This is a genomic window from Adhaeribacter aerolatus, assembly GCF_007991635.1.
Lineage (GTDB): Bacteria > Bacteroidota > Bacteroidia > Cytophagales > Hymenobacteraceae > Adhaeribacter > Adhaeribacter aerolatus.
Genome location: NZ_BJYS01000048.1, coordinates 38,014 through 59,243 on the forward strand (window position 1 = coordinate 38,014; position 21,230 = coordinate 59,243).

The window sequence follows — 21,230 nt, forward strand, 5'->3', positions numbered from 1 at the left end:
GTTCTGTAAACACGTTTCAATCAATCTCTACTCCTCCCGCTTTAGATAATGAAGCAAGAAAAAACCGGCTATTTCCCCGCATTAAATGGATTAAGGGTGTTTTTGGCAAGTATGGTATTTGTTTACCATTACTCTGGTTTAGGTAATTATGATCTAACGCTAAGTCAAATATTGGTTGTTCTCCGGTACCGGATGACCTTTTTCTTTGTGTTAAGCGGTTTCGTCATAGCTTATTCTCTATTATCTAAATTACCACTGTCCGGAAAGCAGTACCTGAATTTTATATTGTCCAGATTAATCAGGTTACTGCCGTTGTATTTATTTTTAATTGTTGTTCCATATATTCATGTGGGTATTCCAGCCTGGCCGGTATTTATTACCAATATTACTTTAACCAAAGGTTTCTTTGAAAAACTCCTTTTTACCGGCATAGGACCAGCCTGGTCACTAACCACCGAAATCACTTTCTATCTTTTTGCGCCTTTCATTCTGAAGTATTTTCGAACCAGAAAATCAATTCTGATTAGTTACTTTTTACTCGTAACAACTGGGCTTTTCCTTACGCTTTCCGGACAATATCTTAACTCTATTGAGGCCAATCCATTTGGCTTTTTTTCTGATATATATTTCACCTTAAACATTACCTTTTTTGGCAGGGTTACCGATTTTTACGCCGGTATGTTACTAGCCCGGTTAATCTACTATTTCCCTGACCAACGCTTTTTATTTTTGACTAAATCTAAAAGCCTTTATGCCGGAGTTTTATTAATTATAATCTGTTGTTTACTGGTTTATTATTTTGATAACGCTTCTTTCCGGTATCATACAACGCTGTCTTTGATAAGCTTGCACTTGTTATTGCCCTTTGGCGTTGCTTACTTTTTATCGGGTTTAATCCAGGGAAGATCGATGGTAAGTAAATTCTTTTCCTATCAGTGGATGGTTTGGTTAGGAAATGGCGCCTATGGTTTCTACCTCATGCACAATAGTTGGGTGCAATATAAAATCCAAAGAATTAATCCTTTTCCAGACAATGGTTTCATTCTGCTTTGGATAACAGCTGTTATGGTGTATTATATTTTTGAAAAACCATGCATCCTGTTCTTAAGGAAAAGACTACCAAGTTGATGGGTAAATAGCTGCAGTTCACCAGTTCTTTGATTTAACTTTTATTCAGTAGGTAGTTATAGGGGTGGCAAAGCAGCCTGTTTAATAGTCATTTGATAATTATGGACCGGGATAGTATTTATAAGAATTACACATTAAATATATACTAACACCTTTAGAATTAATCTTTAGCAAAACGAGTGTCTACACCAGATTATAAATTATTGGCTTTATTCGCTTTGATAGCGGCCGTTATTGTATTGAGAGTAAAAATAGAAAGTACCGGCTACCGGAGCCCGGATTCCTGGTATTACTTAGAATGTGCCCAAAATATACTCGACGGAAACGGGTTTTATCACTCCAATGAATACCCCATACCGGAAATAAAAACACTTGAGAATCAGATTTATTTTGCTGTTTGGCCGGTAGGTTACCCCCTTCTTATTGCGGGCTTTTCTTTTCTTTTTTCTTTGCCGGTTTTTTGGGCATCAAAACTGGTAAATATATTTTTTATTGGTTTGTGTTGTCTACTGTTCCGGAAAATGAACCGGGAGTATGCTTATTTGCTTTCGCTGGGCTTATGCTCTTTTACCTTCCTCGAAATTTTTTCTTATACCTGGTCGGAGGCACCGTTTGTTTTCGGATTACTTTGGTTTGGGTACGCGCTTTTTCATTATTTACGCGATGGTAACAATGTATATCTCCTGCAACTATTTGTAAGCGCTTTGTTTTTGTTTTTGATAAGGTACATTGGCGGCTTTAGCTTCCTCATTCTGGGTTGTCTAAGTTTATGGTTTCTGTTGCAGCGGAAAGTAAACCCTGCGTTTAAGCTACTTTTTATTACAGCGCTGCTTGGCATTATAGCCGGGTTGTATTTTTATAACAATTATCTTCAAACCGGTTTCCTGACGGGTGGCGAAAGGTTATACCCAGACCGGGAGAGCATTGGCCTTTTTACCTGGTTTTTAATCGTGGGCCTGTTTAATGAATTCTTTATTATAAGAAATTATTACTGGCGCGGCGGTGTTCCGGATGCGCTTTTTCTGGTAACTGCTTGCTTCCAGGTGTTACTAATGGCTTTTATTTATTTTAAATATTTAAAAGGGGAAAAGATTTCCTACCTGCCCGAAAATAGCCTCAGCAGATTATATTTTGTAATTGGCTTTAGCTACCTTTTAATCATAATCGTTGTCCGGGCTTTTTCTCCTTTTGATCCCTTTGATTACCGAATCTTAGCGCCATTTAGCATCTGTATTTTTACAGCAATAATCCTGGGCCTGGTTCACCCGGATAATTCCAATAAATCCAAAGGGTCCTTCAAATATATTTCTTTGCTTTTTTCAGTATCGCTGGTGCTTAATTTACCGAAAGAGTTTCTAATAGAAACTTTTAAAGGATTAGTAATTAGTTTCTTAAAATAGGTTCATATAAAAACAGCAGTAACCGGTTAAGGGACATCTTTCTGAAATTTTGATGAAGAATTTTAAGTTTTTTCTGTCGGCTTTTCTGCTTATTTTCTGGCTTATCGGTAGTTTCTTAAATGTTATCTTTTATTTAACCGACTACAACGATGTGCTCCTGCTTGAGCAAATCAATTATCAGTATGCCACTTCTTTCAAATTTACTAACACGCTAGAAAAAGGCTTTTATACTTTTTCTATAAATATTCTTCGGGGGGGTTATTTACTGACCTCTCTCCTGATTGCCTTCTGCTTTATTAGAAGTAACTGGGTAAAACAGGAGTTGATTAAAGTATTTTTTGAATTTGTGTTTTTATTGCGAAGAACGCTCCAACTTTTGCAACAGCTTTCAAAAACAGAGAAGGGTATATTGGTATCAGTAATAATTTTGATCGTTCTGATTAGAGGTTATTATTTGTGCCGGCAAGTTTTTACAACGGATGAGGTAGCTTCCTTTGACTTGTTTGTCATGGAAGGCCCGCTGGCCGTAGTTAGCTTTTACCCTTTCCCTAATAACCATATACTAAATAATTTTCTTAGTCTCCTTTACTACCAGGTGCATACGGACCCGTTGTTTGTAATGCGTATGCCTACCTTTCTGGTAAGTTTAGTGGGTACATTGGTAATTTATGTAGTGCTTTTGCGGTTTCATGGCCATGCTATTGCAATCCTTAGTATAGTTTTTTTGAGTTTTTCTGAGATGGGCATGTTCTATTCTATTGCCGGCAGAGGTTACTTTTTAATCTTACTAATGGCTTTTATAAACTTCTTTTCAATGCTCAGTATTATGTATCATCCCGGCAAACATAATTTGTACTGGCTTTTATTTATATTATCCGGAATTTCCGGATTTTTTACCGTACCTACTTTTCTCTACCCTTTTGCCGCTACCTGCCTGATTGGTTTGTTGGACTTCTTGTTTAAAAGAGATAAGAATAAAATTATAGCGTTAATTACAAGCGGCGTGCTGGTTGGACTGGGTTGTGTTGCTCTGTATCTTCCACTTATCTTCATTTCCGGAATTGAATCATTAATTAACAATAAATATGTGCAGCCCAAAGCATTTACATCTTTTTGGTCCGGGTTTATTTACTATTTCTCGTATGCCGAAGGCTTATTATTCGGCCTGGAAAGGTTAGGGAAATTTATTATAAGTGGTGTTCTGTTACTGTCAGTAGTAAGAATAATTTATTTTGATCGATTAAAACAGTTTTTGAAATTTGAACTACCCTTACTGGTAATGGTTCTTTCGCCTTACTTATTTATGGTAATCCAAAGGGTTTATTTGCCGGAAAGAGCGCTATTCTACAAATCTATTTATTTGTATGTCGTTTTAAGTGCTTTATTTCTGTGGCTGTTAGATATAACAAATGTTAGTAAAAAGTTTGCCTTGGGTTTAGCCGGCTTTGGAATAATATTATACAGTAGTGTTCAGGTTTATCATGTACAAAAGTCTCTTATTAGCGGCTTAATAGAAGAGGAACAGCGGAAAGAAGCCTTCCTTTGGTTAAAGCAATATAAGCCTGATAATATTATAGTACTGGATCCCATGTATAAACTATATTTAAATCATTATTTTAAAATAGCTAATCTAAACTGTGGCATCTATTCGGTTAAGATAGCCGAACTGGAGTATGATTATATAGTTCTGCCAAAATCGAATAGAAGCCAGGTAAAGGAGCAAAACCTGGTTTTAGGTGAAGAAATGTATCAGAACGATTTTGTTAAAATATATTCCTTGATAGGTTATTAAAAGGTATCTGGTTAAGCCTCATTATTAAGAAGCTATTAGTGATTTTTCAAATTTGGCAGAAGCTTTAGAGAGTAGAAGAAAACTACGCAATTTCCAGCCGTTGATTTAAATGAAGCCATCACTGAAGCTATTTTGGAAGGTGAAATCCGGAACAAATACGAGGAAGCCTTTTCTTTTAGGGGAAAAGTTGGGTTTTACACTGGTAAAATTAATTTAAATGTTGCATTTCATACTGCTTATTAAAACTCAAGCCTGTTAACTCCTATGGCTGCATCAGGCCACAAGAGCTAACAGGCTAAGTATTTTCATAGTTTTATTCAGACTGGCTTACTATATTTTTGTACTCGTTTGCTTAATCTTCTTCGATAGTACCCATACCAGATTGGTCGGAATCTACGGTTTGGGGATTGCCTTTATAAGTTAAGTTGCTGGGGCCGGAAACGTTAGCTCTTAAGTGGTTGGTTACAAATACCCGGCCGCTGCTGGCTCCGGCTAGAGCGACATCGGCATTGGTTGCTTTAAACCCGCTGGCCCGTACCTGGCAAGCGCCGGATGCCTCTACCCTGATTTGTTCGCCGCTGCCAACTACCGAAGTCTCACTGGCGCCGCTTAAATCAATATCTAAAATATCGCACTTAACCGATAAGGCGCTTTGCACGGCCCCGGACTGGTTTACCCGGAACTCATCGGTGGTGAAGCCACTGGCATCTGCTTTTACGGCGCCGGACAAATTCAGATCTTTCAGCTCCGGCATTTGAATAATTACCAGCACCGGGTCGTGGTCGCCGAGCGAGAAGCGGAAACGGTTACGACGGGGTTTAATTTCGAGACGGTCGCCATCTTTGGTTATTTCTATTTCCCGCAGTTCATCGTTATTACCCCGGGCGGTTACCGCATAAGAATCGCCCCGCCGGATTTTAACGTGGTAAATACCGCTTACCTGTACCCGCTGAAAATCGGTGTATTCAAAAGTACGGTTATCATCGCCGTAATCATTTTCGTTGCGTAACGGCGAATCCAGGTTAGCCTGACCCTCTTCTTCCCATTCCTCCTCGTCTGCATTATTTTTAAGGGCAGTAGAGTCGATGGCGGGACAATCGAGGCAAACAAAGCTGTTCTTTTTTACCTGCCACAGGTAATTGCTTTTTTCTTCGTTATTTAAATCGCGGTCGAAGGCCGATGAAGGCAGCATTCTGGCAAAACTTTCGGAAACCCGGAATGTCTTGTTTTCGGGTAATAATAATCTTAAAAATAAATTCTGTTCCCGGTAAATAGCACTAGGCTTAAATTTATAGTTATAATCAAAAGTAATAGAAGAGTCTTGCTGGGTGGTGCGGTAAGTTATCATGGTAGCATTGCGCGCAGCTTCGGCCTCGGTTTTGCCTTTGGCCCGGAATTCCTGCACCAATTTTACGGTGTTGCCGGGGTAACTTTGCACCTCTATATCAGCATATCCATTCCGAAACGAATCGGTATCGCGGGCTTTAAGCAAAATAGTAGGATAAGCTGTTACCGGAAAATCTTTTTGTACCACGTATTCGCCGGACTCTCGGAAATTATTGCGGAACTGAATAATAGACAGCACCAGGACAAAAATGCTCAGAATCCAGATGCCGAAGAGGGACCAGCCAACCGCGGGGCGGAGGTAAAAGCGTTTGAGCAGCAGGCCCAGAGCCAATACTAAAAGAAGAATAGCGGGTATCAAACCAGCGAAAAAGCCGGCAATTAATCCGTAAGCGGGATAGGTGTTAGTAAATAGGGCGAAAGGAACATCAGAACCAATAAAATCAGAACCATCAATCAGACCTAAAGCGGTAAAGGTCATTAAGATTAAACCAAATATAAGGGTACCGGCAATTATAATGAGCAAAACACCCGCCAGTATACGAATTAGGGTAACTAAGAAACTAATTAAAGGGCCCAACACACGAGCTAAAACGCCAAATACCTGCGCCACCAGCCGTACCGGAAATAAAACCGCCCGGGCCAGGTTACTTTCACGCCCGTCTTCATCGCGCATGCGCAAACTGGTTTTTAAAGATTCTTCAATGCTGGAAAGCGTAACCGGATTTCCCTGCATTTGTACGCGGTCGGTAATCGAGTTTGCCTCGGGCAATATTATCCAAAGGATAATATATGCCACGAAGCCAAAACCGCCTAAAAAGAAAGAGATTAAAAATAACAACCGGACCACTGCCACATCCATGCCAAAGAATAGCGCTATTCCGCTGGCTACGCCGCCCAGTTTTTTATCGTCGGGGTTACGGAATAATTTTCTGGATTTGGTTTCGGGTAAGTTGTAGTTCTTCGGGAAAGCTACCCAGCAAAGAACGTAAGCCACTATAATAATGCCGGCTGGCGCCCCTCCCGGAATAGCAAATAGTAAGGTCAGGAATACAAATGCTAACCGTATCCAGAGTGGGTCCAGGTTCAGGTAATTGGCAATACCGGCTGCTACACCGCCCAATACTTTGCGGTTTTCATCGCGGTAAATGCGCTTAGCAGCGGTTGGTTCGGCGGTTGGGCCGTTAGCGGAAGAATAGGTATTTTGCTGCTGATCAGTCGCATTGGTAGCAAAGTCGGCCTCATCTTCTTCCAGGGTCTGGAAATCTTTTACGCTGCCCATCTGGGCTACCAGGGCCTGTACATCTTCGCGGGTTATAACCTGCTTGGTGGGCGATAACTTCGCGAAAAATATTTCGGCAATCCGGGCTTCTATATCCGCAATTATTTCTTCGTGCCCGGCATAGGCCGAGAAATAAGCCTTTATAGCCGCCAGGTACTGGCTGAGCTGTTCATAGCCATCTTCCTCAATATGAAAAATCATGCCTTGTAAATTGATGCTGATATTCTTTTTCATTTCTTTAGGATGCTTTATTTTTTTGGGTAATATGTTCGATAGAGGCTACCACTTCCAGCCACGTTTGCCGGAGCTGTTCTAAAAACTCTTTGCCAACCTCTGTAAGCGTATAATATTTGCGCGGGGGGCCCGATGTAGATTCGACCCATGTATAGTCCAGAAGTCCTGCGTTTTTAAGCCGGGTTAGCAACGGATAAAGGGTACCCTCAACCACAATCATTTTGGCTGCCGTTAACTCATCAAGCATATCTGAAGCATAGACTTCACCCCGGGAGATTATCTCCAAAATGCAGAATTCGAGGATTCCCTTCCGCATTTGTACTTGTGTGTTTTCTACTTTCATGCTGGTTTTGATTTTAAGATCGAGACAAATATAATAGAAGGTACTATGTAAAGCAAGGTACTAGATGTAAATATTTTTTTGTTGAGTATTATCTCAAAAGAAAAAATTGGTAAAATTTTGCAAAAAAAATAGAAGAGGTTAAAGAGGGTAATTGCTGGGAAAATGGGCGGAGGTTGGATATAAGGGGATTAGCACCTGTTATTTATTATTAAAGTTTGAAAAAATATTGGATAATTTCTGGAACTGCTCTTTATTACTTTAAAAAATTATTCGTAATTTGCCGGCTGAAAAACTTCTAAAAAGGAGCATTAGTATTTTATTTTTTACACCTTCTATGTTTTACAAAATTGCCAGGCTTTGCTGTGTTTTGTTAGGTCTCGCTTGTTTGCAAGCAAACGCGCAGGTTCAGGCCCCTAAATACAGCAACGAATTTTTGAATATTGGAGTAGGAGGGCGTGCCTTAGGTATGGGCAATGTGCAGTCGGCCGTTGTCAATGATGCTACTGCCGGGTTCTGGAATCCGGCCGGTCTTTTGCAACTTCCCAAAAAGCACAATGTGGCGCTAATGCACTCCGAGCTGTTTGCCGGAATTGTAAAAAACGATTTTGCTACTTACGCCGCACCTTTAGATTCTTCCAGCGCTTTTGCCGTTTCCGTAATCCGTACCGGGGTAGATGATATTGCCGATACCCGCAATCTGGTAAACGAGTATGGTTATATTAATTACGATAATATCCGTTTGTTTTCGGTATCCGATTATGCCTTGCTCCTTTCCTATGCCCGTAAAAGCAATTTAATAAAAGGTTTGCGGCTAGGTGGTTCGGCCAAAGTAATTTACCGGAATGTGGGCCAGTTTGCTAATGCTTATGGTTTTGGTTTGGATATAGGGGCCCAACTGGAGCGACAAGGCTGGCAATTTGGTTTAATGGCCAAAGATATTACCACCACTTTTAATGCCTGGGTGCATAACCCCGATGAGTTCCGGGAAGTAGCAGCCATTACCGGCGACACCCTGCTGGTTAAAAGCAGCGTAGAAATAACGTTGCCCCGCCTCATAATGGGTTTGGCGCGCCGCATTCAGTTTACCGATAAAGTAGGTGCTCTGGTGGCTATGGACCTGGATTTTACTTTTGACGGGCAACGTAACGTTTTGGTGGGTTCTGACGTGCTATCAATAGATCCGCATTTAGGAATGGAAGTTAATTACAACCATCTGGTATTTGTGCGGGCCGGCCTGAATAATGTGCAGCAAGTAAGAAACTTTGATTATACCCAAAGCTGGAAGTTTCAGCCGAATTTTGGGGTAGGTATTGCCTCTAACGGTTTAAACCTGGACTTGGCGCTTACCCGCATTGCTGACACCACGCCTACGAATAACTTTTCCAGTAATGCCCGGCTCTCGTCTGTAATTGTGTCCTTGGGTTATTCTTTCGATTAATATTTTAAGTGTATATGAACACTGTTACGAATAAGATTAAAATAAATTTTTTCATTTTTCTGCTGCTGGGTTTGGCTGGGGTGGCGCAGGGCCAGGGGCAAACCTTTGGCAACGAATGGGTTAATTATTCACAAGCGTATTATAAAATTAAGGTCACCCGCAACGGCATTCATCGGCTCGATTATAATTTCCTGAACAATGCCGGCCTGTCTGCCGCCAATCCGCAAAAATTGCAGTTGTTCAGAAGCGGCAAAGAAGTAGCCATAGTGGTAAACGGCGAAGCCGACGGGCGTTTAGATACCGGAGATTACGTAGAGTTTTATGGTGAGCGCAACGATGGCAAAACCGACGTGGAGCTGTACCAGAGCCCAGCCTATAAAGTGCACGATTATTACAGCCTGTATACCGATACGGCTGCGTATTTTTTGACAGTATCGGCTGCAAACGGCAAAAGAATGGCTAACCAGAATGTAGGCCCCGATAACCTTACGCCCGAAATCTGGCACCATCAGACCCGGATGAACCTTTTTGTAACCAACTATTCCCGTGGTATTGCCTGGGGCGAAAGCGCCATGTCGTGGGGGGATAAAGCCGAAGGTTTTTTCTCGGAATTCTTTGGTGTGCAGGGAGGCAATCGGAACCGGCTCAATCCATATCAGGTAAGGGTTGATTCTTTGTTTAACCTGGAGCCGACAGGGCCAATGCCTACCGCCGAAATTGCCCTGGTGGGTACCTATTACACCGACCACGATGTTACCGTATCGGTGATAGCTCCATCGGGAGCCGAAAGGATATTGGTAGCTAATCACAAGTTTGGCCCCTTCGATCATGTAAAGCTAAATTATCCGGTTCAGTTTAATGAAATTGGCTCGAACGGAGTCTTAACCATTCAGATAAAGGTGAATACCCAGGTTCCTGCTGGGGGGATATCAGATTTAATAAGAGTGGCCTACGTGAAAGTGCGTTACCCCAGGAAGAATATTATCCCCACTAAAGATTTTTTAATTTCATTAGCCGATTCAAACAAAACAACCCCTTCTTTCCTGGTATTCGACAACCTGGCGGCTAATAGTATTGCCTACGATATAACAGATAAAGCTAATGTTATCCGCACCGCAGCAATCACCGCAGGTAGTCAGCGCGGGTTCATCATCAACGGCTCGCCGGGCAAACAGCGAAAAATCTTAATTACTACCGAAGGTAAATTTGTTACGCCACTGGGAGCAGGGCGCAGAATGTTTAAGCAGGTTAATGCTGCCAAAGCCGGGTTTATTATTGTAAGCCATAAAATATTAACCAAACCCGTTGCCAATTATCCTAATCCGGTAAAAGCCTATGCCGATTACCGGGCCTCGGCAGCCGGAGGTAAATACGATACCTTGGTTTTGTACACCGACCAAATTTACGATCAGTTTCATTACGGAGACCGGTCACCGGTTGCTATCCGTCGGCTAATGCAGTTTTTGATGGCTAATGGTAGTCCGCAGTATTTATTTTTATTGGGTAAAGGCATTGAGACTGATTTTGGAGGCGGTAATTTCCGAAAGAATCCTAACGCTTACCCGGTGCAGGACCTGGTACCAACCGGCGGTGCACCCGGGTCGGATATTATTTTTACGGCTGATTTTCAAAACCGATCTTTCTTCCCTAAAGTACCTACGGGTCGGGTTTCGGCTGTGAATGCTGCTGAAGTAGCTGCTTATTTAGATAAAGTAAAGCAGCATGAGACTACGCCCCAAAATGCCGAATGGCGAAAAAATATTCTTCACCTAGGTGGCGGCATTAACCTGCAGGAACAGAATCTGTTTAAAAATTATTTGCGGTCTTACGAAAATATGGCCGAGAACCCGCTATACGGGGCTATCGTCGAAAGTATTTCCCGCACCGGCGCCACTTCTTCTACCAGTAACATCAATGTTTCCAGTCAGGTAAATAATGGATTGTCCCTCATTACTTTTTTTGGGCACTCATCGCCAAGTGTGCTGGATATAGATATAGGTTATGCTTCTAACCCTGTAAATAACTACAACAACCCGGGTAAATACCCGATGATCTTACTCAATGGTTGCTTTTCGGGTAATGCCTTTAGTTCTTCTACTACCCGGTCTTTTGGCGAAGATTGGGTTTTATCCCCGCAGAAAGGCGCTATCGGTTTCATAGCCCATTCGGCAACTGGTTATACAACACCATTAAATATTTATAGTCGTAATTATTATGCGCTAACCTTCACCGATCCCAATTTTTACGGAAAATCATTGGGTACTATTAATCAGGAAGTAGTAAAACGGACTGCCCTGTCGGGCAACGAACAGTTGGTAGCCACGGCGATAGAAATGGTAATGCAGGCGGACCCGGCGGTGGTTTTAATTGGGCCCGATAAGCCGGATTATACCATAAAAGCGAACAGCATTAATATAGCTCCCATGAATGATCAGGAGCCTGTAACCGCCAATTCCGAGAGCTTTAGAATATTGATACCGGTTAAAAACTTAGGAAAGGCGACGCAGGAACCGTTTAAAATAAAAGTGACGCGCAACGAACAGGTAGAAGTAATTTCTGAACTTTATCCCCCTGTTTTTAGCCAGGATACTTTAACGTTTGTATTTTCTTCTACCGAAGGCCGGGTAGCGGGTATTAATACCTTCAAAATTATGGTAGATTCGGAGAATGCGATTGCTGAACTGGATGAGGCGAATAATACAGTTCAGTTTGTATATAATTTCCCGGCCACTGGCTCCCGTCCTTTAATGCCATACGAGTATGCAATTGTAAATACGCAGGAAGTTAAGTTAATCGGACAGGCCAGTAATATTTTGCAGGCGAGCCGGTTGTATACTTTTGAACTCGATACAACCCGTACGTTTAACAGCCCGGCTAAACAAACCAAAGAAGTAAATGCTAGCTCGCTGCCTACTTGGACGGTGAATTTACTACCCAATGCCGCGCCTAAAGATAGCTTGGTTTACTACTGGCGTTTCCGCCCTAAAGATGTAGTTGCCAGCGAAGATACCATTTGGGGCGAAAGCTCGTTCCGTTATATACCAGCCAGCCCCGAAGGATGGTCCCAGAGTCAGCCTGGGCAATTTACCAAAGCCCGCACGAACCTGATAGCCCTCAATGAGCAGAACCGCCAGTGGGAGTTTGCGCCTATTCAGAAGAATTTAAGCTTGCGAACCGCTGGCGGCAATATTACCACTGATTTTCTGCGCTACGGCATATTTATAAATACTTTCAACGCTAACAACGGTTCTTGTATTTTAAACATCCCTAATATATTAATAGCGGTATTTAATGATAAAACCTTAGAAGCACATAAAATGCCGGCTAATCTGGCACCTACCCTTTGCGGCGAGGCACCGCAATCTTTGTATTATTTCGGCGATTTGCGGCAACCCCAGAATCGGGAATACCTGCGTACGTTTCTGGAAGCGGTTCCCTCCGGTTACTATGTAGCAGCCTTAACGCTTAATCAGGTGCCCTTTGCCGATTTTCAGGAGAATTTGAAAAATGCTTTTCGTTCAGTAGGGTCAAAATTAATTGATGATTTAAAAACCGGTTCACCGTTTGCTTTAATCGGCAGAAAAGGCGCTGCTGCCGGAACGGCGCAGGAAGTAACGGCCTCGGGTGAGGACCTGACCGAAAGTATACAACTGGATTACAGCCTTACCGGCTTCGGAAACCATGGCACGATTACTTCTACGCTTATTGGCCCGGCAGCCAACTGGCAAACGCTGTTTCATACCGTTAGGAATAATGGCGGGGGCCGCGACAAGTATACGCTTAAAGTAACCGGCCTGAATATAGAAGGTAAAAACGAACAGGTAATTTATGCAAATGTAAAAGACCGGACTTTAGACCTTTCGGCGATTGATGCGAAAGTATTTCCGTACCTGCAACTGAGTTTAACCCTCGCCGATAGTGTGGAGGCCACCGCCCCACAATTGGAAGAATGGCGGGTGCATTATACCGGCGTGCCCGAAGGTGTGGTAAGACCCGAGGTAGTAGGATTGGAGAAATATAACAGTTTTGCAGCGCAGGCCCAGAAAGGTAAAATTGATGCGGAAATTGCGTTCCAGAATATTTCTAACCATAGCTTTACCGATTCGTTACTGGCCCGGGTAACCTTAATTGGCGCCAATGGCTTTAGCAAAGATGTAAAACTGAAAGCCGTAGTAAAAGACGAAACGGTAGTCATTCCATATACTTTCCCCACAAATAACCTAAGCGGCAATTATACCTTGCGGGTAACTGTGAACCCGGTAGCGGAAAACCCGATGCTGCGGCCGGAACAATATTATTTTAATAATACGCTGGAAGTACCATTTGCCTTAACTGCTAATTTGCACCCTGTATTGGATGTGGTATTTGATGGCCGGCATATTCTCGATGGGGATATTGTTTCGCCGAATCCGTTAATTAGCATGACGCTGAAGGACGAAGATAAATATACATTCCTGAAAGATCCGAGTCACATGGAAGTGTATGTGAAAGCGCCCGGTGCTTCTGATTTTACGGTGGTTAACCTGGCCGGCAACGACATAAAATATTTCGCGGCGGATAAAAACAACGATTTCCGGCTCGAATATAATCCGAAGAACTTGCCTGATGGCGTATATACCCTACGGGTGCAGGGCCGGGATGCGGCCGAAAACAAATCCGGTTTTGAGCCTTATACCATCAACTTTGAGGTAATTAACGAAGCCGCAGTTTCTCATTTTTACCCGTACCCGAATCCGTTTTCCAGCAAAACCAGGTTTGTTTTTACTTTAACCGGTAGTACCATTCCGCAGGATATGAAAATCCAGATAATGACCGTTACGGGTAAGGTAGTGCGCGAAATTATGAAAGATGAACTGGGGCCATTGAAAATTGGCAATAATATAAGCGAATTTGCCTGGGACGGAACCGATGAATTTGGCGACCGGTTAGCCAATGGCGTTTACTTATACCGGGTAGTAATGGATACGGGCACCGAAGAGTTTAAGCATCGGAATACAGCCGGTGATAAGGCTTTTAAGAAAGATTACGGTAAGATTTATATTTTACGCTAGAGATATAGTTATAGAAAAGCCAGATTATTTACAGTCTGGCTTTTTGTTTGTAGTTAATTATACTATATATTGTTTTTATAATTGATAGATTTTCACCGTGTTACGTTTTAATTTTTATTTTGTTTCAGCGAAAGCTTGATATTATAAACTTTTATTTTTTATATTTGGTTAGTTAAGCAGTATCAAAGGTTTATCCAGTTCCAAACTCTTGAACATAATAAGATAAATAATTAATCGGCAGACACCATTTTTTAAACGCATGTTAGACCTGATAAATTTTGTAGCGGTAGCAATAGCCTTTAATCTTTTGTTTTTCCTGTATGCTTCTACCAAGATGAAAAACAAGCTTCATCCGGTAAGAACAACTGTATTCGCCTTCCTGTTTAATATTCCGTTGAGCATTATTCTGGCGGTGGTTTATACCATTATGCTGGTTTATGCCGTAGTAATTGGGGCCAGCGAGGAGTGGGTTTGGGAATACATGGAGCAAACTGATGCCCAGGATTAATCTGCATCTGCTATTCCGGTTATTTGATTTATCTTAAAATCGTTAAAATAGGGATAATTGATTGCCGCGCCGGGGACAGAATAGATCGTACCGATACGGTTTCATTTCCCGGTTTTTGAAATACTTGTGGCGGCTTAACCGGAATAAATTATGAATTACTTCGGCTAATTTGCCCTCGCCGGTCATGCGACGGCCATAAGTACTATCGTTCAGGTTGCCGCCGTGGCAGGAAGCAATCTGTTTTAACACTTTTCCAGCCCGGTCGGGATAAGTCTTGTTTATCCAATCAGTAAAAATACCCCCAATAGCCCCGTTTAAACGTACAATTGTGTAGGCGGCCGAAGAGGCCCCGTTCGCAGCCGCAGCTTCTAAAATCTGAGGGATTTCGTGGTCGGTAAGGCCCGGAATAATAGGCGCAACCATTACATTTACCGGAATACCCACATTAGCTAACTGCCGGATTACTTCCAGGCGACGGGTAGCGGTGGCTGTACGCGGTTCCAGTTTCTGCCGCAACCCTTCGTCCAGGGTTGTTACCGAAATATTAACGTGTACTAAATCCAGCGCATTCAGTTTTTGTAAAATGTCAATATCCCGCAGAATTAAGGTGTTCTTCGTAATTATGCTAACAGGGTGCCGGTATCTGTACAAAACCTCCAGCAAGCTGCGGGTCAGCTTCATTTTTTGCTCGATGGGTTGGTAGCAATCGGTGTTACCGGCTAGCATAATCGGCCGTACTTCCCACTTGGGGTTTTCGAGTTGCTGCGCCAGCACGGCCGGCGCGTTTTCTTTTATAATAATTTTCCGTTCAAAATCCAGACCGGCACCGTACCCCCAATAATGATGCGTATTGCGGGCATAACAATAAATACAACCATGCTCGCAACCTTGGTATGGGTTCATGGAATAAGATAAACCCAGGTCAGGGCTTTCGACAGAGTTTACTATTTTTCGAGGATGTTCCTTAAAAAATTCGGTCGGAGAATTCTGAAGGAAGGGTTCATCCAGTCCTTCCGGGTGCTCTGTTACGTAGATATTTTTTAGGTAAGGATTAACCGGATTAAACTGCGCACCCCGGCCTTTCAGATATTGTTCTCCTGTTCCCATGGGGTAAATATACGGGATTTTGCTAAAATAAGTCTTTGTTAAAGCTAAAATTTTTAGTAATATATATCATATAAATACTTTAACAAAAATATTACTCATATTATTAGCTGTAGTCGCGCAAGCGTTGAATCATTATTGGTTAAGGGAAACTACCACAGTCATGCAAGAGGAAACTTGTTTGCAGGTAATAAACAAGCTTCCTCCTAAATAACCGGTTTGAATTGGAGATATCAGAAGTTCAGCTTCCCGAACTATAGCGAAACATCGGTAATGTGATTGTAAAATTTGAGAAACATTTTAGATAGCTTTTTCTGCCCCATGCTAAATTGCTCTCACCAGGCAATAAGCCATAGGCGTAGCGTAGAGAGGCTACATGCTTGTTTGTTTAGAAAGCAGGAGAGCGGTGGCGTTATGATAATATTAACTTTATAACTGCGGCTAATATTTTCAGGTATGAAATAGAAGAGCTATAAATTAGTCCTTTAACTAATTAAGCCATCAGCATTTTACAAGCTGAATGGATCTATCAGGTTTAAGGTGCCGAAGAAAATATGATAAAGCTGGCGTAAACGGACCGGGTCTGTGATGCCTTCTTCAATAATTAATTCCAATCGCGAATCGCTGCCCTCGGTATCGCCATCGTCGGGCAACACTATCTCAAAGGTGAAATCCTTAAGACCAGCTAAGGTGCTGCGGGTCGTATCGTCGGTTAGAATAGTGCGTACCCGCGATTCGTCGGTGGTCTTAACAATAATGCGTTCATCAAATTCTGGGTAGCCAATTTCCACGTCCTGCATCCCGAAGAATTTACCCAGGTCATCGAAAAAGCTTTCTTCGTGTAAGGCAAACCGAAAGCCATCGGGGTTTCGGAAAGGAGCGCTGAATATGGTAGTGGCAAATCCGCCTTCAAATCCGCCGCCCAGGTCTATGTCTATATCCAGGGTAATTTCTTTATTCTGCTGATGAATAATAGCCTGGTATTGCAATAAATCTGGGTTCTGGTTTAAATCCTGGGCAAGCTGCTGCCATACTTCATCTTCGTTCTGGCCGTAAATATGTCTTTCTTCCTGCATATTATTTTAGTTAACTTTAGTTGCCATACGACACTACGTATAAAAAGATTAAATTGGTGGGAGTGCAGGGAGTGCAGAAAAAGCGGGAAAATTTTAAGGGAAAAGCGTTTATAAATAATCGGTTAGTTGAAGTTTAGGTTTTTCGTGACGGGAATTAGGAAAAACAGGCGCTCTGCCTCAAATTGTATATATTTTCGGAATTAGGCTATCGGATATAAAAGAGAAGGAGCCCTGATTTAATTAAACCAAGGCCCCTTCTTTTTATAAGTTTTTACCGGTTATCATCCCGCTCGTTGCGGTGGCGGTTATTGCCATCGTAACCACCCCGTGGTCGGTTCCGCTCATCCCGATTATCGCGATCATTCCGGCGGCTGGGATCGCGGTTAACGCTGCCGCTCATGGGATCGTAGTGGCGGGGACGGTCTTCATCGCCGTAGCCCCGGTGGCCATCGTAACCCCAGCTTAGCGAACCGGCCATGTTTCCTTGGTTCTTGTCGTTGTAGTCGGTGCTGTAATGGCGGTCCTGATCGTTGCCGCTGCCTTGCCGGTTACGCGGACGCTGGTGCGAACCATAGTTGCGCTCGTCGTCGCGCCGGAAGTCCTCGTCGATCCGGTGGTTTATATTGTAACTGATAGAAGTTTGCTCGGGCATGGAGTTATAAAAACTCTGGTTGGTATCGTATATTTCGTACCGGCTATTGTCTTCCTGGTTGTTATCGTCGCGGCGTAAATCGCGGTTAGGATCTTGCCGGTGTTCCCGGTGCTCTTCCGAAAAGCGGTCGTGGTCGCGGTCGCTAAAGCTGTTTTTATCCCAATAAGCGCCGTATATCTGGCGGCTATTACCCGGTACCGTATGGCGGCCGTGACCGCTGGTAGAATCGAAGCCGGACCGGTTTTCTTCGCGGTGACCATTGCCACCCCGGGAAGAGCCAAAGCCCTGCGCCCCGCCATAGCTGCCCATATTGCCGTAATTATTAGAGTGACCATAAGTATTCCGCTGGTTGGCCTGGCCCCGGTCGTCGCGATGGTTATCGTAGCGGTCGCCGTGTTGGTCGCGGGTGGTGCGGTGGTCGTCGAAACGGTAAGCGCCTCTATACATAGATTCCTGATCCTGGCCCATATTCCGGTTACCGCCCCGGTTCTCCCGGTCGCGGCGGTTATTCTCCTCATCTCTTCTATTCATAGTCTTTTCTTTAAAATTGAACTATATTGGTAAACCAAAGTTACCGTTACCTCCCTGTATAAACGGGAAATTTGATTGGCAGTTAAGATTAAGACCTTATTTTTATTTAAGGGTACCGGAAATAGAATAGAAGACGGACCGGAATTCTGACTTAGCGTGGCACTTGGGAGCGTGGCTATTCTACTGAGAAATAAATATTTAAAAGCAAGGTGCAACTGAAAGTGACAGAAAGTTAGGCGTTAAAGGAGCAGTTGCCTGCTTGCCTCAATTCGAGAGTTAAGGGGTGGGTTGTTTTAAAATAATCGTTGCAAACCGCAGATTTGAATTTGGATAACAAATAGGTTTGGGGCCAGATTTAACCGGAAGCGGTAGGCCTTAATCCGTAAGTAATACCACTATAAAACAGGATTAGCGCTTATAAGCATACTACTGTCCTGAACATTGGAAAGGAGGAACTATTACCATTATAAAAAGTGGATTCAGCTATTTCGACAAGCTTAACATGACCCCCATATTTGAAGCGCATAAACCACCTAATATTCGTATAATAGTAAAGGGACAAAATTACTTTGATATACAAATTTTTATAGAGTGCTCTATTTCAATATTTTATATACTTAAAACTTATTTCTTATAGCTTTCTACTTACTATATTCAAAATAATCTTACCCAAAAACCTCATTGGGAAGCCTGCGGCGAATTGTTTTTGCAAAAGAACTTTTGAAATTTAAGGAAACTTGGAACCCGATGGGAATAGGCCGGGTAAACTATTTCCGCTGGATGGCCGGAAATTCTAAAGGATCAGCTTTAAACAATTTGGCAACCTAAATCCGTAAAAGTAGAAATTGTTCCGGTGCCTGATGCATGTTTATTTAGGAGTGGGCTATAATTTGAGCAGTGTAAGCGTAACAGTTAGAAAAAATAACCTAGTAATTAACCAGGCGAGCGGGTAGCTTTATTTCCAGCCAATGAAAGGCATCATCTAAATCGGTGAATACCTCGAAATCGAAAGCCAATGGCCGGCTGCGGGCCCTGAACTCTTTTTCCTCTACCAACTTCTGATTTTGGGTAATGGCCGTTGGGTTATAAGGCACAATGCGGGCAACTTTACTTATGCTAGATTTTACCAGAATGGGCACACAAACCTGCAGAAACCAATAATTGTTGTCGGTGTGTTGGAGCCGGTGCGCGTCGCTGAGAATGTATTTTATTTTAAGCCGCGTTACTATCTGGAGCACCTGCAGAACATTCGCTTTATAATCTTTTTCCGAAGCCCTATCGTTCCAAAGCACCTGCATAAACGAGAGATGACCGTAAATTAATACCGTACAACTTTCCAGGTCCAATTCCTGGGTCGGATTATAAAGTGACTTGTTGGTATTAGTGTACAGCATAGATGCATTTATAACGGTTGTTACTCCAATTTATTCTTGAAAAGATACCGGTAATTTTTGGTGGCTCCTAGCTTTTTTGCCAAGCGGTAGAATAAAATTAACAAAGCAACCTGCCAGGAAAGTAATGTTATCGCTCTGTTTTTAGCTGATAATACATAGGCCTTCAATTGATTACCCTGAAGTTGGCGTAAGGGCTGCAAATATGCTAATTTAAAAATTTAAATAAAATATAAGTTTAAACAACGTCTTCTTGGGGTTAACATGGAGGGCTTAAAAGCCAGGGGTAGTTAAAGTAAGCTGATTTACGCTTCAGCCCCCGACAATTAAAAAGCCCTTCGCTCTGAGAGCAAAGGGCTTCTGGATTTAAAACAAATCTGGATTTAAAACAAATCTGTATTTAAATTAATTCTGGATTTTTAATTAAGACAAGTTGGATTTTAGTCTTTTACAATACGCAGGGTTTTGGTGCCGCTCTTGGTAGTTAACCGGACAATGTATACCCCGGCTGGTGTAGTAGCATCACCCCACTGTACCTGAACCGGCGTTTTGGCCTGGGCTTTACCAGATTTCAGGGCTTTTACCAAAGAACCACGTACGCTGTAAACCATCAGGTTATACTCCTCATCGGTATCCAAGGCAAACTCAATGGTAGCCTGGTCGGTGAACGGATTCGGATAGCTGGTCAGCTTCGCTGCTTCGGTACCGGTGAATATTTCGGCTTCGGTAGCTACACGTTCGGATTTTTTACCAGCTTGTTGGATTACAATTGAGCCACCTCCTATGGCCATTGCAGCATCAGCATTTTCAGCTGCTCCAGCCTGATTGTCATAAACTATATTAGCTGTATTGTTAGTTTCCCAGATCTTAATTCTGAATTTATCAGGGCTTCCATCTATGGCAGAAACCATAAAGGTGTAACCTTCTGTTCCATTTATAGAACCAACTCCTTTATAAATAGCTTTGGTTGGGGTAACTACAAGCGATGCAGCTGTAAGGGATGAACTCTTGAAGTTTAAATCACCGGCTTTAAAGTTAAATTCGGTATTGCCGTCAACTTCGGTAAGGCCTTTCTTATACTTGGCAACAAATCCGAAGTTAGCTTTTCCTCCTACTCTCATATAAGAACAAGTAGAACATGCTGTAGAAGTAGCAGGTACTACGGGCGATTCAATCCATCCACCACCAGTTACAAAACCACCATTTGGATCGTAAATAGGTAAATAAGCTATTGATTCGGAACATTCAGCTCCGGCAACTGCTCTTACCGTGTAAACACCGGTTTCTAAAATGCCCACATTGAAAGTTGCAATTCCATTAGCATCAGTTGAACCAATTTTAGGAGTTTCTGCACCATCAAAATATAGCTTTACTTCCACTCCTTCGATCTTATTGAGAACCTTAATCGTTAAAGTAGTTGCAGTTGTTTTTACAGCTTGTGGTAAGCTATTTTCAGACACATCAACTGTTACTCCAGTAATAGTTAAGTTAGTGCTAGCGTAAGATAAAGCGTAGTTGTTGCTCAGAGCTACCGTTCCTTGCTGGATTGCATAAGTACCTACGATGTTACCAGCTTCTCTGGTCAAAGTACCAGTGAAAGCATCAGTACCTACCAGTGAACCAGAAGTGATGCTGTAAGTTAAAGCAGGGTCAACCTGACCGCAATATTTTGTCTTAGCCACAGCTGTGATGGTAATCGGACGAGGTGTTACTGTCAAAGTACCTTTTACAAAGCCGATGGTGTAGTTACCAGAAGTCAGGCCAGAAGGCGTTACATCGTAAGAACCAACTGGGCTGGCCGTAGTAGCCGCAGTAGCGTAAGCTAAAGTTCCACCCAGTTTAGAAGCATCATCACCATTTACAAATCCAGTGTAAGCCACAGAGAAAGCAGGGTTAGTCTGACCATATACTTTGGTAGAAGGATTAGCAGTGATAGTCAGGGTAGCTGGTGTTACT

Annotated in this window: 13 protein-coding genes; 6 read left to right on the forward strand and 7 right to left on the reverse strand. The window is 42.6% G+C overall.

Annotated elements, in window-relative coordinates:
- The first annotated feature begins 48 nt into the window (after positions 1 to 48).
- The 3 genes from AAE02nite_RS23545 (at position 49) to AAE02nite_RS23555 (ending at position 4,320) form a co-directional block, all read left to right on the forward strand.
- Positions 49 to 1,128, forward strand: a complete 1,080-nt coding sequence (locus tag AAE02nite_RS23545; protein WP_146904281.1) for an acyltransferase family protein — start codon at positions 49 to 51, stop codon at positions 1,126 to 1,128.
- Positions 1,129 to 1,307: 179 nt separating this feature from the next.
- Positions 1,308 to 2,528 carry a glycosyltransferase family protein gene (locus tag AAE02nite_RS23550; protein ID WP_146904285.1) on the forward strand — a complete coding sequence of 407 codons (1,221 nt, stop codon included), beginning with the start codon at positions 1,308 to 1,310 and terminating at the stop codon, positions 2,526 to 2,528.
- 955 nt (positions 2,529 to 3,483) lie between these two features.
- Positions 3,484 to 4,320: a hypothetical protein gene (locus tag AAE02nite_RS23555; protein WP_146904287.1), complete on the forward strand. Its 837-nt coding sequence runs from the start codon at positions 3,484 to 3,486 to the stop codon at positions 4,318 to 4,320.
- Positions 4,321 to 4,672: 352 nt separating this feature from the next.
- On the opposite strand, the gene AAE02nite_RS23560 is transcribed toward AAE02nite_RS23555, so the two are convergent.
- Together AAE02nite_RS23560 and AAE02nite_RS23565 are read right to left on the reverse strand one after the other, a co-directional pair.
- On the reverse strand, positions 4,673 to 7,180 hold the full coding sequence (locus AAE02nite_RS23560) for a PspC domain-containing protein (protein ID WP_146904290.1): 2,508 nt from the start codon (positions 7,178 to 7,180) through the stop codon (positions 4,673 to 4,675).
- 4 nt (positions 7,181 to 7,184) lie between these two features.
- Positions 7,185 to 7,523 (reverse strand): PadR family transcriptional regulator, encoded by a 339-nt coding sequence (locus AAE02nite_RS23565; protein ID WP_146904294.1) that lies wholly within the window; start codon positions 7,521 to 7,523, stop codon positions 7,185 to 7,187.
- 334 nt (positions 7,524 to 7,857) lie between these two features.
- Between AAE02nite_RS23565 and AAE02nite_RS23570 the strand changes: the two genes are divergently transcribed.
- The 3 genes from AAE02nite_RS23570 to AAE02nite_RS23580 all read left to right on the forward strand — a co-directional run bounded on the left by AAE02nite_RS23570 (position 7,858) and on the right by AAE02nite_RS23580 (position 14,520).
- Positions 7,858 to 8,961 (forward strand): putative type IX sorting system protein PorV2, encoded by a 1,104-nt coding sequence (locus AAE02nite_RS23570; protein WP_146904297.1) that lies wholly within the window; start codon positions 7,858 to 7,860, stop codon positions 8,959 to 8,961.
- A gap of 14 nt (positions 8,962 to 8,975) precedes the next feature.
- On the forward strand, positions 8,976 to 14,012 hold the full coding sequence (gene porU2 / locus AAE02nite_RS23575; protein ID WP_146904300.1) for a putative type IX secretion system sortase PorU2: 5,037 nt from the start codon (positions 8,976 to 8,978) through the stop codon (positions 14,010 to 14,012).
- Positions 14,013 to 14,271: 259 nt separating this feature from the next.
- Positions 14,272 to 14,520, forward strand: a complete 249-nt coding sequence (locus tag AAE02nite_RS23580) for a hypothetical protein (RefSeq protein WP_146904306.1) — start codon at positions 14,272 to 14,274, stop codon at positions 14,518 to 14,520.
- A 42-nt stretch (positions 14,521 to 14,562) separates the two neighbouring features.
- On the opposite strand, the gene AAE02nite_RS23585 is transcribed toward AAE02nite_RS23580, so the two are convergent.
- The 5 genes from AAE02nite_RS23585 to AAE02nite_RS23605 all read right to left on the reverse strand — a co-directional run.
- Positions 14,563 to 15,627, reverse strand: coding sequence for a PA0069 family radical SAM protein (locus AAE02nite_RS23585; RefSeq protein ID WP_146904309.1), 1,065 nt, complete (start codon positions 15,625 to 15,627; stop codon positions 14,563 to 14,565).
- 506 nt (positions 15,628 to 16,133) lie between these two features.
- Complete coding sequence (locus AAE02nite_RS23590) at positions 16,134 to 16,700, reverse strand: hypothetical protein (protein ID WP_146904313.1); 567 nt, start codon at positions 16,698 to 16,700, stop codon at positions 16,134 to 16,136.
- 271 nt (positions 16,701 to 16,971) lie between these two features.
- Positions 16,972 to 17,883 carry a hypothetical protein gene (locus AAE02nite_RS23595; RefSeq protein WP_146904317.1) on the reverse strand — a complete coding sequence of 304 codons (912 nt, stop codon included), beginning with the start codon at positions 17,881 to 17,883 and terminating at the stop codon, positions 16,972 to 16,974.
- Between the two features lie 926 nt (positions 17,884 to 18,809).
- The gene (locus AAE02nite_RS23600; protein ID WP_146904320.1) at positions 18,810 to 19,277 is read right to left on the reverse strand and encodes a hypothetical protein; all 468 of its coding nucleotides are present in this window, start codon (positions 19,275 to 19,277) and stop codon (positions 18,810 to 18,812) included.
- 437 nt (positions 19,278 to 19,714) lie between these two features.
- Positions 19,715 to 21,230, reverse strand: a 1,516-nt coding sequence (locus tag AAE02nite_RS23605; RefSeq protein ID WP_146904323.1) for an MBG domain-containing protein, incomplete at its 5' end; no start/stop codon positions are given.

What these genes read in the sequence shown, in the direction of transcription:
- AAE02nite_RS23560 (WP_146904290.1), bottom strand. Translation starts at nt 7,180, where the DNA reads ATGAAAAAGAATATCAGCATCAATTTACAAGGCATGATTTTTCATATT.
- AAE02nite_RS23570 (WP_146904297.1), top strand. Translation starts at nt 7,858, where the DNA reads ATGTTTTACAAAATTGCCAGGCTTTGCTGTGTTTTGTTAGGTCTCGCT.
- AAE02nite_RS23565 (WP_146904294.1), bottom strand. Translation starts at nt 7,523, where the DNA reads ATGAAAGTAGAAAACACACAAGTACAAATGCGGAAGGGAATCCTCGAA.
- porU2 (WP_146904300.1), top strand. Translation starts at nt 8,976, where the DNA reads ATGAACACTGTTACGAATAAGATTAAAATAAATTTTTTCATTTTTCTG.
- AAE02nite_RS23600 (WP_146904320.1), bottom strand. Translation starts at nt 19,277, where the DNA reads ATGCTGTACACTAATACCAACAAGTCACTTTATAATCCGACCCAGGAA.
- AAE02nite_RS23590 (WP_146904313.1), bottom strand. Translation starts at nt 16,700, where the DNA reads ATGCAGGAAGAAAGACATATTTACGGCCAGAACGAAGATGAAGTATGG.
- AAE02nite_RS23595 (WP_146904317.1), bottom strand. Translation starts at nt 17,883, where the DNA reads ATGAATAGAAGAGATGAGGAGAATAACCGCCGCGACCGGGAGAACCGG.
- AAE02nite_RS23545 (WP_146904281.1), top strand. Translation starts at nt 49, where the DNA reads ATGAAGCAAGAAAAAACCGGCTATTTCCCCGCATTAAATGGATTAAGG.
- AAE02nite_RS23580 (WP_146904306.1), top strand. Translation starts at nt 14,272, where the DNA reads ATGTTAGACCTGATAAATTTTGTAGCGGTAGCAATAGCCTTTAATCTT.
- AAE02nite_RS23585 (WP_146904309.1), bottom strand. Translation starts at nt 15,627, where the DNA reads ATGGGAACAGGAGAACAATATCTGAAAGGCCGGGGTGCGCAGTTTAAT.